This is a genomic window from Xanthomonas sp. F1 (assembly GCF_014199855.1).
In genome coordinates, this window is sequence record NZ_JACHOK010000003.1 from 192,690 (window position 1) to 205,848 (window position 13,159).

The 13,159-nt window shown below is 70.1% G+C and carries 10 protein-coding genes; 9 read left to right on the forward strand and 1 reads right to left on the reverse strand.

Going from position 1 to position 13,159, the window contains the following annotated elements:
- Positions 1–41: 41 nt before the first annotated feature.
- Positions 42–1,205 (reverse strand): phosphotransferase enzyme family protein, encoded by a 1,164-nt coding sequence (locus tag GGR71_RS09735; RefSeq protein ID WP_160957485.1) that lies wholly within the window; start codon positions 1,203–1,205, stop codon positions 42–44.
- 438 nt (positions 1,206–1,643) lie between these two features.
- Here GGR71_RS09735 and GGR71_RS09740 point away from each other — a divergent pair, with 438 nt between their 5' ends.
- The 9 genes from GGR71_RS09740 (at position 1,644) to bcsA (ending at position 13,146) form a co-directional block, all read left to right on the forward strand.
- Positions 1,644–2,489 (forward strand): glycosyltransferase family 2 protein, encoded by an 846-nt coding sequence (locus GGR71_RS09740; RefSeq protein WP_160957484.1) that lies wholly within the window; start codon positions 1,644–1,646, stop codon positions 2,487–2,489.
- Positions 2,490–2,639: 150 nt separating this feature from the next.
- A complete protein-coding gene (locus tag GGR71_RS09745) occupies positions 2,640–3,590 on the forward strand; it encodes a hypothetical protein (RefSeq protein ID WP_160957483.1) in 951 nt (316 codons plus the stop codon).
- Between the two features lie 2 nt (positions 3,591–3,592).
- Positions 3,593–5,524 (forward strand): glycosyltransferase family 2 protein, encoded by a 1,932-nt coding sequence (locus GGR71_RS09750; protein ID WP_160957567.1) that lies wholly within the window; start codon positions 3,593–3,595, stop codon positions 5,522–5,524.
- A complete protein-coding gene (locus GGR71_RS09755; RefSeq protein ID WP_160957482.1) occupies positions 5,472–6,986 on the forward strand; it encodes a hypothetical protein in 1,515 nt (504 codons plus the stop codon). Before GGR71_RS09750 ends, GGR71_RS09755 begins: the two co-directional genes overlap by 53 nt.
- A complete protein-coding gene (locus tag GGR71_RS09760) occupies positions 6,968–7,942 on the forward strand; it encodes a glycoside hydrolase family 113 (RefSeq protein ID WP_202404725.1) in 975 nt (324 codons plus the stop codon). The genes GGR71_RS09755 and GGR71_RS09760 overlap by 19 nt, the downstream gene beginning before the upstream one ends.
- Positions 7,943–8,590: 648 nt before the next feature.
- Positions 8,591–9,775 carry a nicotinate phosphoribosyltransferase gene (gene pncB / locus GGR71_RS09765; RefSeq protein WP_160957481.1) on the forward strand — a complete coding sequence of 395 codons (1,185 nt, stop codon included), beginning with the start codon at positions 8,591–8,593 and terminating at the stop codon, positions 9,773–9,775.
- 223 nt (positions 9,776–9,998) lie between these two features.
- Complete coding sequence (gene bcsD / locus GGR71_RS09770) at positions 9,999–10,457, forward strand: cellulose biosynthesis protein BcsD (protein WP_184451888.1); 459 nt, start codon at positions 9,999–10,001, stop codon at positions 10,455–10,457.
- 48 nt (positions 10,458–10,505) lie between these two features.
- Positions 10,506–10,904: a hypothetical protein gene (locus GGR71_RS09775; RefSeq protein WP_160957480.1), complete on the forward strand. Its 399-nt coding sequence runs from the start codon at positions 10,506–10,508 to the stop codon at positions 10,902–10,904.
- 91 nt (positions 10,905–10,995) lie between these two features.
- Positions 10,996–13,146 carry a UDP-forming cellulose synthase catalytic subunit gene (gene bcsA, locus GGR71_RS09780; RefSeq protein WP_160957479.1) on the forward strand — a complete coding sequence of 717 codons (2,151 nt, stop codon included), beginning with the start codon at positions 10,996–10,998 and terminating at the stop codon, positions 13,144–13,146.
- Positions 13,147–13,159 lie beyond the last annotated feature (13 nt).

Genomic DNA, 13,159 nt, shown 5'->3' on the forward strand with positions numbered 1-13,159 from the left:
GGCAGGTGTGACTGCGGGCGTGTCGGTGTGGATGCGGCGGTTCATGGCACAGCAGCGGCGTGCCGCTGCAGATGCCGCTGCAGATGCCGCAGCAGGCGCTGGCCCTCGCCCTCGCCAAACCAGGCGGCGTGGCCGAGCAGGTAGCGGCGGTAGGCGATCTCGGCGTGCGCGTCCGAGCCGGTGATGCCGGCGAAGTACTCGATCTCGCTGAGCGCGAAATCGGCATGCACCAGTGGCAGTAGTGCGCTCAGCAGGCGCAGTTGCGCTGCGTCCAGCGGCAACAGCGTGGCGTAGCCGTGCAGCAGCGCGTCGAGCTGGTCGAGATCGGCGGCCGCGCTGCCGCCGTCGTCCAACTGCAGCCACGGGATCAGGTTGCGTTCGATCGCGGTGGCCAGGTCGAACAGGGCGAAGGTCCGATCGGCCAGGCCGAAATCGAACACCGCGCTGACCGTGCTGGCGGCGCCGTGACCACGCCACAGCAGATTGGACGCGTGCCAGTCGCCGTGCGTCCACAGCGCCGGCGGCGGTGTCTGCAACAGCGGCCAGGCCTGCGCGTGCCAGCGCAGCAGGTGCGCGCGCAGGTCGCTCCGCCAATCGCGCTGCTGCAGCCACGCGGCCAGCGCCGGGCGCCGTGCCAGGTCCTGTTCCAGCGCCTGCAACGGCTGCGGCTGGGCGAACAGACGCAGATTGGCGACCAGCACGGTGGCGCTGCGCGGCGGTGCAGCGTAGCCGGCGGCGGCGCGGTGCAGCGCCGCCAACGCGCGGCCGGCGGCGGTGGCATGGGCGGTATCGGCGAACGGCGTCCACGACATCGCCTCGCGGTAGCGGTCCTCGCCGTCGCCGGCGCGCATCACTTCGTAGGTCCAGTGGCCGCGCCGCACCGCGCTGGCGCCGTCGCCATCGCGCAGCACTTCCGGCACCGGCACGCCGTGCGCGCGCAGGTGGGCGATGAAGGCGTGTTCCTCGCCCAGCGCGTGCAGGTCGCGCACGTGGCGGTGGTGACGCTTGACGAACAGGGTGCCGGCGGCGGTCTCGACCTCTGCCGCCGCGGAGAACGGGCGCGGGCTGTGCCAGCGCAGGGCGCGCAGGCGGCCGGGCAAGGGGTACTGCTGCAGCACCGCCTCCACCTCGCCGTCGGACAGGGGCGGCCAGTCGGCGGCCACGGTCTGCGTGCCCATGCCGTGCATCTGGTGGTGGACGCTCATGCGCGCGCCTCGCTGGGCAGCCACGATCCGGCGCGGCATGTCGGCGGCCGCCGCCCGGGGGCGCCATGCGCCGCGCGGCTTTCGCGCGGTTTTGGTCTAGACCAGGGGCGGGGAGGCCTGGGGCAGGGCCCGGTCGCACGATCGGGAGCGGGGACGGTGGCGCCGCCGGCGTCTCGGCATGCGCGCGGGCTCAGGCGGCGCGCGCGGTCTGCGGGGTGGGGCGGCAGCCTGGGACAGGAAACAACGCTGACCGGCATCTGCACTGGGCGAAGGAGAGGACACGGATCGCTCCGTCTCCCGCACGCACGGGGCCGCGAGCGGCCGCGCAACGCACGGGGCGCAGAGTATGCGCGGCAATCGCCGCCGCCGCCATGCCCACCGTGTCTGCCGTGCGCGTGGCGGGCGGCGCATGCGGGACACATACGGGATAATCGGCGGATGAGCGAACAGCAGATAGCCGTGGTGGTGGTGACCTACGAGAGCGGCAGCACCATCGATGCCTGTCTGCAGCGGTTGCGCGCGGCGGCCGAGGTGGCGCAGATCCGGGTGGTCGACAACGCCTCGCGCGACGACACCCTGGCAGTGGTGCAGCGGCATGCGCTGGACGATGCGCGGGTGCGCTTCATCGCCAACCCCGACAACCCCGGCTTCGCCACCGCCTGCAACCAGGGCGCCGCGGCCAGCGACGCGCCGTGGCTGGCCTTCGTCAATCCCGACCTGATGGTCGAGCCCGATACCCTGGCGCAGCTGCGCGCGCAGGCCGCCGCGCTCGGCGAGGCGCTGCTGGGCGTGGAGCAGGTCGACGAACACGGCCGTGCCGACGCCGCGGTCCGCCGCCGCGATCCCGACTTCGCGGCGATGCTGCGGCATCCGCTGGCCGGCTCGCGGCTGGCGCTGGCCGCCGACCCGGCGCAGCCGCTGCAGCCGGTGCCGGCGCTGTCCGGCGCGCTGATGCTGTTGCCGCGCAGGCTGTTCGTGCGCATCGGCGGCTGGGACGCCGGCTACCGGCTGCACGCCGAGGACCTGGACCTGTGCCGCCGGGTGCGCCAGGCCGGGGCCACGGTGGCGGTGCTGAACCGCCTGCGCGTGCTGCACGTGCGCGGGGTGTCCAGCCGCAAGCGGCCGTGGTTCGTCGAATGGCACAAGCACCGCGGGCTGTGGCGCTACTTCCGCAAGTTCGAGGCGCCGACCCGGGCCTGGCCGGTGCAGGCGGCGGTGTGGGCGGTGATCTGGCTGCATGCCTGGGTCACCTTCGCCCGGCTGTGCTGGCGCCGCCCAGGCTGAACGGAATCGGGCGCGATGCGCGCGCGTGCGGCATGGCAACATAAATTCGCTATATTGGGAAGTACGTCACTTAACAAACGGCGTGTTCCGCCGATCTCCCCTGGACCGCGCCTGCTTTCCGGTTCGGGGGACCCCACCAGGAACTCATCCATGCATGATTTCGACGGCGTGCGTCCGCGCGCCCACGCGCGCGCCTGCGCGTCCGCTGTGCCCATGCCCGCTGCCGGCCGCGCCACACCTGCGCGCCGCGCGCGGCTGGCGCTGGCGCTGCTCGCGCTGGCGGCCGGTCCCTGCGCCGCCAGCGCCTGGGTCGACGACGCCGGCCACGGGCTGGTGATCCTCAAGGCCAGCCATACCGATGGCGGCGCGGTGTTCGACAGCCATGGCCAGTCGGGCAACTTCCCCGATGCCGGGCGCAGCCGCCAGGACCAGCTCAATCTCTACGGCGAATACGCGCTGACCTCGGACCTGACCCTGGTCGGCAACTTCTATTTCAGCAAGGTCGGCTACCGCAACGACAGCGGCTATGGCGACCGTCACAGCAGCGGTTGGTCGGACCAGGAGATCGGCCTGCGCTACCGGCTCGACCCGGACGGTGCCGACGGTCCCTGGCAGGGCGCGCTGCAGGTGCTGGCCTTGGTGCCCGGCTACGCGCGCCAGCGCGACGGCGAGCGGCCGGCGCTGGGCCAGGGCGACTACGGCGCCGAGCTGCGCTACAGCGTCGGCCGCGGCTATCGCCTGGGCGAGCACGATGGCTATGTCGATCTGGGCACGGCGGTGCGCCTGCGCGGCGGCGACGCCTCCGACGAGGCGCGGCTGGACGTGTCCAGCGGCGTGGCGCTGGCGCCGCGCTGGATGCTGATCGGCGAGTTCAACGTGATCCAGAGCCTAGGCAACGGCAAGGGGCCGAACCGGATCTACGCGCCCGGCGACAACACGCCGATCCGCGGCAACAACTTCGATTTCAGCAAGCTGCAGGCCTCGGTGCTGTACACGCTGCCCGGCGGCACGCAACTGCAGCTCGGCTACCAGCAGCCGGTGGCCGGGCGCAACACCGGCGGCGCGGGCGGCCCGTTCGTCGCCGCCTGGTGGCGGTTCTAGCCGTGTCCGGCGAACACGAGAGCGTCGCCGCCGAGGCGAGCGTCCCCGGCCGGCTCGGGCGGCTGCCCAACGAGGGTGGCCTGCAGGCGCCGATCGGCGAGGCACTGGTCGCCGCGGGGGTGATCGACCCGCCGCAACTGCAGAACGCGCTGGCCCTGCAGGCGCGCTGGCGCTCGCGGCTGGGCGACGTGGTGCTGGCCCAGCGCGGCGTCGCGGCGCTGCGCTTCTACACGGTCCTGGCGCAGCACTTCGGGCTGCACTTCGTCAATCTGCTCAAGCAGCCGATCGACCCGGCGCTGTTCCAGCCGGAGCGGCTGGCCGACTACGCGCAGCGCCTGGTGCTGCCGTGGCGCCAGGAGGACGGCCAGCTGGTGCTGGCGGTGGCCGATCCCGGACCGGAGATCTTCGCCTGGGCGCGCGCCACCTACGGCGAGCAGGTGCGCTTCGTCGGTACCTCCAAGTTCGACATCGTGTGGAGCCTGCAGCAACACGCCGACGCGCAGCTCACCCACGACGCGCTGAACCTGCTGGCCGAACATGCGCCGGAGCATTCGGCGCGACAGGTGATCACCCGCGCGCAGTCGGTGTTCCTGGTGGCGCTCACCGTGGTACTGGCCGCGGCCCTGGCACTGTGGCCGCTGTATACGCTGATCGCGCTGAACACGCTGATCGCGGTGGCGTTCCTGGCCACCTTCGGGCTGAAGCTGGTGCTGGCCTGGCGCGGCGCGCGGCGGCGCATCGACATCAAGGTCAGCGACGAGGAAGTGGCCGCGCTCGGCGACGAGGACCTGCCGGTCTACACGGTGCTGGTGCCGATGTACAAGGAACCGGACGTGCTGCCGATCCTGGCCAACGCGCTGCGCCGGCTCGACTACCCCACCTCCAAGCTGGACGTGAAGCTGGTGCTGGAGGCCGACGACACCGAGACCATCGAGGCGGCCAAGGCGCTGGGCCTGGAGGCGTTCTTCGAGATCATCCGGGTGCCGCCGTCGCAGCCCAAGACCAAGCCCAAGGCGTGCAACTACGCGCTGCGCTTCGCCCGCGGGCAGATGCTCACCATCTACGACGCCGAGGACAAGCCGGAGCCGGACCAGCTCAAGCGCGTGGTCGCCGCGTTCCGCAAGTCGCCGGCCGACGTGGCCTGCATCCAGGCGCGGCTGAACTACTACAACGCCGACGAGAACTGGCTCACGCGCATGTTCACGCTGGAATACACGTTGTGGTTCGACTTCTACCTGCCGGCGCTGGAGACCCTGCGCATCCCGATTCCGCTCGGCGGCACGTCCAACCATTTCCGCCTGGACATCCTGCGCAAGGTCCACGCCTGGGATCCGTACAACGTCACCGAGGACGCCGACCTGGGCGTGCGCCTGACCCAGCAGGGCTACCGGGTCAGCGTGGTCAATTCGACTACGTTCGAGGAAGCCAACGTCAGCATCCCCAACTGGATCCGGCAGCGCTCGCGCTGGCTCAAGGGCTACATGCAGACCTGGCTGGTGCACATGCGCAACCCGGTGCAGCTGTACCGCTCCACCGGCGTGCGCGGGTTCTGGGGCTTCCAGCTGTTCGTCGGCGGCACCTTCTTCACCGCGCTGGCCGCGCCGCTGATGTGGCTGAGCTACGGGCTGTGGCTGGCGGTCGGGTCGAAGTTCTTCGATCCGTTCTTCCCGCCGGCGCTGCTGTACCTGAGCCTGCTCAATCTGCTGCTCGGCAACGGCTTCTTGATCTACATGACCCTGGTGGCGGCGTTCAAGCGCGACTACTTCCGCCTGGCGCCCTACGCGCTGACCGTGCCGCTGTACTGGCTGCTGCAGTCCATCGCCGCCTACAAGGGCCTGTGGCAGCTCATCCGCAACCCGTTCTACTGGGAAAAGACCACCCATGGCATCAGCAAGCACATGGCCGAAGAGCGCCGCGCCGCGCTCGACGACTGACGCGCCGCCGCGCGCGCGCGGCACGGCGGTGTTCGTGTGTACCGCGGCGCTGTTGGCGCTGCTGTGCCACCGGCTGCTCGCGCACGGCTACATGAGCGACGACGCGATGGCGCAGTACGCCAAGCTGCTGCTGTTGCGCGATGCGGCCGGCTTCCGCATCGAGTACCTGGGGTTCCTGTACGCGCAGGCCTCGCTGTACCTGGGCGTGCTGATCGGCGGCCTGCCGGGCCTGTCCACGCCGCTGCTGCCGTACCTGGTCGACGTGCTGGCTGGGGCGACCCTGGTGACCCTGCTGTGGCGCGACATCGCCGCCGGCCTGGGCCGCGGCTGGGCCTGGGCGCTGTGCGCCGGGCTGGTGATCCAGCCGTTCTTCCTGTGGCCGACGCTGTCCGGCAACAACCAGGGCCTGGGCCTGCTGGTGTTCTACGTGGCCGCGCGCGCGTTGCGCCACTTCCGCGACGATCCGGAAGCCTTCGCCTACCTGCGCCTGGCCGCGAGCCTGTGCCTGCTGTTCTTCGTCGACGAACGCGCCTGCTTCCTGGCGGTGGCGCTGGCGCCGTGGCTGTTCCTGATCGCGCCGCCGCGCCTGATGCGGCAGGCGCCGCTGGCCTTCTACCTGGTGTGCTACCTGCCGTTCCTGTTCGCGGTGGCGGCGTGGATGTACCTCAACTACATGTTCTTCGGCGATCCGCTGCTGTTCGTGCGCGACGCCAACTCCGCCTTCCGCGGCATCTATGCGCAGGCCGCGCTGCAGCCGTGGCTGCAGCAGGCCGCGGCGCAGCCGTGGTGGCCGCCGCTGTGGCTGCTGCTGGCCGGGGTGGCCAGCGCGCCGTTGTTGCTGCTGCTGCGCCACACCCGCGACAGCGACACCTGGCGCAGTGTGCTGGCCGCCACCGCCACGGTGATCGGCGCCGGCACGCTGGCCACCTGGGCGCGGTTCACTGCGCAGCCGCTGGACTTCCTGGCCCTGCTGCTGGTGCCGGTGGCGCTGGTGCTGGGCGACCTGCGCCGCAACCTGCGCTGGCTGGGCCTGGCGCTGCTGCTGGCCGGGGCGGTGTCCAGCGGCTGGGTGATCGCCCGCACCGCCACCTCCACCACCCGCGACTGGATCGCCGCGCTGCAGGCGCCGGCGCCACCGCGCCACGCCGACGCTGCGCAACTGGGGACGTGGCTGGCCGAGGCACGGCTGCCGACCCTGCTCGACGACCGCGCCAGCTATCCGGTGATCGTCGCCCGCGGCGATGCCAAACAACTGATCCTGCCGTTCGACCCGCGCTTCAAGCAGGCGCTGGTCGATCCGCGGCAGATGCCGGCGCAAGTGGTGGTCAGCGACCCGGCCAGCCAGACCGGCGCCCTGGACAGCCTCAACCGGCGCTTCCCGCAGCTGTGGCAGCAGGGCCTGCCGGGCTACAGTCTGGTCTACCACCAGGGCATCTACCGGGTATGGCGCCGATTGCCGTGAGATTGCTGGCCGCACTGCTGCTGGCGCTGAGCGCCGGCGGCTGCAGTGCGGCGCCGGCGCCGCCGTGGATGGGCGCCAACGTCAAGGTGTCGCCCAACGCGCCGTGGGGCAGCGCGGCGGCGCAGCAGTCGCTGCGGCAACTGGCCGATGCTGGCGCCTCGCGCGCGTTGCTGGTCGCCTTCGTCTGGCAGGCCACACCGCAGTCCTCGGCGCCGGTGCTGGGCAGCGACAGCAGCCCGGCACTGATCCGCGCCGGGTTGCGGCAGATGCGCGCAGCCGGCCTGCAGCCGGTACTGAAGGTGCATCTGTGGATTCCCGGACACTGGGCCGGCGAGGCCGCGCCGGCCGATCGCGACGCCTGGTTCGCCGCCTACCAGCGCGCGCTGCTGCAACTCGCAAAGGTCGCCGCCGACGAGCGCGCCAGCGCGCTGATCGTCGGCACCGAATTGCGCCAGTTGCAGGACGCGCCGCAGTGGCCGGTGCTGCTGGCGGCGGTGCGCCAGGTCTATCGCGGCCCGATCGGCTATGTCGCCGATGGCCTGGAGCAGGCCGAGCGCTTCGGCTATTGGGCGCGTTTCGATTTCGTCGGTACCAGCCTGTACCCGGCGCTGGCGGCCGCGCCCGAGCAACGGCTAGCGCAGATGCGCGCGGCGGCGGCGCGGGTGCAGGCGCTGGGCGAACGCAGTGGGCGCCCGGTGTGGGTGGCCGAGCTGGGCCTGCGCTCGGCGCGCGGCAGCCTCGCCGCGCCCTGGGAAAGCCCGGAGCAGCGCAGCGCCGAGGTCGACACCGCCTTGCAGGCGCAGGTGCTGCGCGAGTGGCGCGAGGTGCTCGATGCGCAGCCGCGCATCGCCGGCATCGCGCTGTGGTGCTGGTACACCGATCCGGACGCCGGCGGCGCCCGCGACAGCGATTTCACCGTGCAGCACAAGCCGGCGCAGGCGGTGCTCAAGCGGTGAGGGTCAGGGATCAGGGGCGCGCTTCGCCCCTGGCAGGAGTCAACTGTCATGCAACCACGACGAACGGAGTAGGCGGACGATTGGACCTCGGAAGCCGTCGGGACTGATCCCACAAAAGGGGACGAAAGTCCCTCCCGCATCGCGCCCGGACACCGATCACCGCGAGTCCTTTTGGGAGTCGCAGTCGCTTGGCTTTGGCTGTTGCCCTTGCTTTTGACTTACCGGGTTCCCTTCCGAAGCGGCGGCCATCGCGGGGAAACACCCGAAGGGCGGCGCACAGGGATGTGCGCCGTCCGCGGCAGGGGCAGGATGCCCCTTCCGCGGATCCCCGGGATGGACGCGGACCCGGAGCGCGTTAGCGCGGAGGGCGCGAGGCAGGGTGTGCTTGACCAGCCTTCGGCTGTGGTAAAGCGCTTCTTTTGGTTACTTTTCTTTGCACAAGCAAAGAAGCGCTTCTCAGCAGCCGAAGGCTGATCAAAGTAACTCGCCGCAAGGCGAAAGCTTTGCTCTTGCACTTGTTGTCACCATGGCTGAATTGTGCGGCTTCAGCCGCGGCCGCACCTTATCGGAAACGCCAGGTCGCGGCTGACGCTCCCACAGAAAAACACGAAGACGGAGCTTGCAACGCACTGAGCGCATAATCGGCCGATGATCATCGATTCGTTGCTGGATACCGACCTCTACAAGTTCACCATGATGCAGGCAGTGCTGCATCAGCATCCCGGTGCGCAGGTGGAATACCGCTTCAAGTGCCGCACCCCCGGCATCGATCTGGCGCAGTACCTGCCGCAGATCTCGGCGGAGATCGATGCGCTGTGTGCGCTGCGCTTCCGTGCGGACGAGTTGGATTACCTGCGCGCGATGCGCTTCATCAAGCCGGACTTCGTCGATTTCCTGGCGCTGTTCCACCTGGACCGCAAGTATCTGCAGTTGCAGGCCTCGGCCAGCGTGCCCGGCGAGATCGAGCTGCATATCCGCGGGCCGTGGCTGCATACCATCCTGTTCGAAGTGCCGCTGCTGGCGATCGTCAACGAGGTGTGGTTCCGCAATGCCGGCGGTGCCGACCATGCCGAAGGCCTGCGCCGCCTGCAGACCAAGATCGCGCTGCTGCGCGATACCCCGGGCTACGACAACTGCGCCATCGCCGACTACGGCACCCGCCGCCGCTATTCGCGGGCCTGGCACGGCGAACTGCTGCCGGTGCTGCAGCGGACCTTGGGCAAGCAGTTCGTCGGCACCAGCAACGTGCACTTCGCCCGCCGTTACGGCCTGACCCCGCTGGGCACCATGGCCCACGAATACCTGCAGGCGTTCCAGGCACTGGGGCCGCGCTTGCGCGACTCGCAGGCGGCCGCGCTGGAATCGTGGGCGCGCGAGTACCGCGGCGATCTCGGCATCGCGCTGTCGGACGTGGTCGGCCTGGATGCGTTCCTGCGCGATTTCGATCTGTACTTCTGCAAGCTGTTCGACGGCATGCGCCACGATTCCGGCGATCCGTTCGAGTGGGGCGAGCGGATACTGGCGCACCTGCAGCGGCATCGGGTGGATCCGCGCAGCAAGATCCTGGTGTTCAGCGATGGCTTGGACATCGACAAGGTGATGCGGCTGTACGCGCATTTCCGCGATCGCTGCATGCTGGCGTTCGGCGTCGGCACGCATCTGACCAACGATCTGGGCCTGGTGCCGCTGCAGATCGTGATCAAGATGGTCCGCTGCAACGGCCAGCCGGTGGCCAAGCTCAGCGACTCGCCCGGCAAGACCCTGTGCGACGACCCGGCCTATCTGGCCTACCTGCGCCAGGTGTTCGAGGTACCGGCCGAGGTGCCGCGCTGACGGCTGCGACGGTCGCGCCGACGTGCGTGGAGGCGGTGGTCCCACAGTGGCCGGGCAGGGGTCGCAGTTCGGCGCATCGGGGCTTTGCGGTGAAGAAGGAGTGAGATACACTGCGCCATAAAATGAGAACTGTGTCGCAATAGTGGTGGTCGACAACGGCCGCCGCCAGGCGCTACAGCCGCTACGCCGTTGTCGTTCCGTCCCTGCCCCAGAGACTTCCTCGATGAGCGCGCCCGCCTTGCAGACCCATTACCGCACCCATGCCTGTTCGCGGCAGTGGCGTGGCTTCCTGCGCGCGCTGGCCGAGGAGTTCGCAGCGGAACTGGGCGCCGAGGACCTGGCCCTGCTGATGGCACGCATCGGCCGCCGCTTCGCCGCCGAACATCCGGTTGGCGCCTGCGCCACCCTGCAGGACCTGCAGGAGGCGGCCAACCGCATCTGGGACCGGCTGGAATGGGGCTATGCGCGGTTCGAGGAGCATGCCGACCGCGTCGAACTGCTGCACGCTGGCTCGCCGCTGCATATCGGCCTGGCCGGGCAGGCCTCCGGCGCCGACGGCTTCTTGGAAGGCGTGTATCAGGCATGGTTCGTGCAGGTCGGCATGTCGGCCGGATTGGGCGTGCGTGCGTTGTCGTCTGGCAGCGAAGACCTGCGCCGCTTCGTCCTGGCCAGGACCGGCTGAGCGCGGCGGCAGCGACCGACTATTTTTCAGATCGTCATGAGGGGAGTCATGTCCAAGAAGTCCAAGCAGACGGGTGCCGAAACCGGCGATGACGTCTCCAGCCTGTTCGCCAAGCTCGGCAGCAGCGGCGCCACCGCCTACCAGGATTTCTCCGCCGAGCGGCTCAACGCCGCGGAGCCGGCCGCCGCGCCGCCGGCGCCTGCCGCGCCGGCGCCGGTGCTGTCGGTGGTACGTGCTGCGATCGAGCCCAAGCCGGCCGCGCTGTCCCCGGCCGCGCTGTTGCCGATGGCACCTGCCGCACCGGCCGTGGCTGTGCCGGCCGTCACCGCAGCCAGCGCTGCCACCGGCACGCCGCTGCAGCAGCTGTTCCAGCGCCTGCTCGAGGTCGGCCGCGAGGCCGCCGTGCCGGCGCCGGGCGGTCCGCTCAAGCGCTTTCTGAATCGTTGATGCCGCGCGGCGCCTGCGGGCGCCGCACTTGTTTGCCGTCGCCGCGTGGTGGGGAAGACCGCGCCGACCTCCTCCCCTTTAGGAACCGCCGATGAGCGCTGCCTCCGCGTCGCATGCCGCGCGCCCGCTGCATGTCCTGGCCAACTGGTCGCTGTGGCTGCTGGGCGCCGTGTTGCTGGTCTTCGTCGTCGCCATCCCGATGGATGTGCCGCAGCAGTTGCTGTTCTCGCTGGTGGTGTTCGCCGCGGCCATGCTGCTGCGGCGCAGCGGCAGCCGCCTGGCCATCCTGGTGATGATGGCGCTGTCGCTGGCGGTGTCCTCGCGCTACATCTGGTGGCGCCTGACCCAGACCGTGGGCATGAGCAGCCCGGTCGACCTCAGCCTGGGCCTGGGCCTGCTGCTGGCCGAGCTGTACGCGTTCGTGATCCTGGCGCTGGGCTACTTCCAGGTGTTGTGGCCGCTCAACCGGCGGCCGCTGCCGCTGCCGGCCGACCAGCGCGAATGGCCCAGCGTCGACCTGTTCATCCCCACCTACAACGAACCGCTGTCGGTGGTGCGCTCGACCATCCTCGCCGCCAGCGTGATGGACTGGCCCGCCGACAAGCTCAACATCTACCTGCTCGACGACGGCCGCCGCGAGGAGTTCCGCGCGTTCTGCGCGCAGGCCGGCATCCACTACATCACCCGCACCAACAACCTGCACGCCAAGGCCGGCAACATCAATGCCGCGCTGAAGAAGTCCAGCGGCGAGTACGTGGCGATCTTCGACTGCGACCACATCCCCACGCGCTCGTTCCTGCAGGTGGCGATGGGCTGGTTCCTGCGCGACGCCAAGCTGGCGGTGGTGCAGATGCCGCACTACTTCTTCTCGGCCGATCCGTTCGAACGCAATCTCGGCAACCACGGCAAGGTGCCCAACGAGGGCGAACTGTTCTACGGCCTGCTGCAGGACGGCAACGACCAGTGGGACGCCACCTTCTTCTGCGGCTCGTGCACGGTGATCAAGCGCAAGCCGCTGGAGGAAGTGGGCGGGGTGGCGGTGGAGACCGTCACCGAGGACGCGCACACCGCGCTGAAGCTGCACCGCCGCGGCTACCGCAGCGCCTACATCGCGGTGCCGCAGGCGGCCGGCCTGGCCACCGAGAGCCTGTCCGGCCACGTCGCCCAGCGCATCCGCTGGGCGCGCGGCATGGCGCAGATCGCGCGGCTGGACAACCCGCTGCTGGGCAAGGGCCTGCGCCTGTCGCAGCGGCTGTGCTACGCCAACGCGATGCTGCACTTCTTCTACGGGCTGCCGCGCATCGTCTACCTCACCGCGCCGCTGGCCTTCCTGTTCTTCGGCGCGCACGTGATCCACGCTTCGGCGCTGATGATCCTGGCCTACGCGTTGCCGCACATCCTGCAGGCCAACCTGACCAACCTGCGTACCCAGGGCAAGTTCCGTCACCTGCTGTGGAACGAGGTCTACGAGACCACGCTGGCCTGGTACATCCTGCGCCCGACGCTGGTGGCGCTGTTCAATCCCAAGCTCGGCAAGTTCAACGTCACTCCCAAGGGTGGCCTTGTGCCGCGCAGCTACTTCGATGGGCAGATCGCCAAGCCCTACCTGTTCCTGCTGGTGCTCAACCTGGCCGGCGTGGTCGCGGGCGTGATGCGCCTGCTCAGCGTGCAGGCCGGCGGCGAGGCGCAGACCATCTGGTTCAACCTGGCCTGGACCGCCTACAACGTACTGCTGCTCGGCGCCACCATCGCCACCGCCAGCGAGATGCGCCAGGTGCGCCGTTCGCACCGCGTGCCGCTGGACATCCCGGCCACCCTGCACCTGGCCGATGGCCGCGAACTGGTCTGCCGCACCGTCAACTTCTCCACTGGCGGCATGGCGCTGCGCCTGCTCGAGCCGGTGCCGGTGGAGCCGGACCTTCCGGTGGAGATCGCGCTGCCGCAGCGCGGCAGCGCCAAGCGCCTGCCGGCAATGGTGCGCCACGACCGCGACGGCGAAATCAGCATCCAGTTCCGGCCGATGTCGATCGAACAGGAGCGCTGGCTGGTGGCCTGCACCTTCGCCCGCGCCGACATCTGGGTGTCGCAGTGGGGCCGCCACGACCGCGACCGCTTCTGGGTGTCGCTGGGGCGCGTGTTCGCGGCCAGCATGCGCGGCTTCAAGCGCCTGGGCCAGCACATCGCCAGCAGCGCGCGCAGCGGCTGGCGCGGCCGCGCCGCCGGCGAGGAGGCCGCGCCGTGAGTCGTCGTCCCAC

Coding starts and splice junctions, on each gene's coding strand:
- GGR71_RS09775 (WP_160957480.1), top strand. CDS start 10,506: ATGTCCAAGAAGTCCAAGCAGACGGGTGCCGAAACCGGCGATGACGTC.
- GGR71_RS09740 (WP_160957484.1), top strand. CDS start 1,644: ATGAGCGAACAGCAGATAGCCGTGGTGGTGGTGACCTACGAGAGCGGC.
- bcsD (WP_184451888.1), top strand. CDS start 9,999: ATGAGCGCGCCCGCCTTGCAGACCCATTACCGCACCCATGCCTGTTCG.
- bcsA (WP_160957479.1), top strand. CDS start 10,996: ATGAGCGCTGCCTCCGCGTCGCATGCCGCGCGCCCGCTGCATGTCCTG.
- GGR71_RS09745 (WP_160957483.1), top strand. CDS start 2,640: ATGCATGATTTCGACGGCGTGCGTCCGCGCGCCCACGCGCGCGCCTGC.
- GGR71_RS09755 (WP_160957482.1), top strand. CDS start 5,472: ATGGCATCAGCAAGCACATGGCCGAAGAGCGCCGCGCCGCGCTCGACG.
- pncB (WP_160957481.1), top strand. CDS start 8,591: ATGATCATCGATTCGTTGCTGGATACCGACCTCTACAAGTTCACCATG.
- GGR71_RS09760 (WP_202404725.1), top strand. CDS start 6,968: ATGGCGCCGATTGCCGTGAGATTGCTGGCCGCACTGCTGCTGGCGCTG.
- GGR71_RS09735 (WP_160957485.1), bottom strand. CDS start 1,205: ATGAGCGTCCACCACCAGATGCACGGCATGGGCACGCAGACCGTGGCC.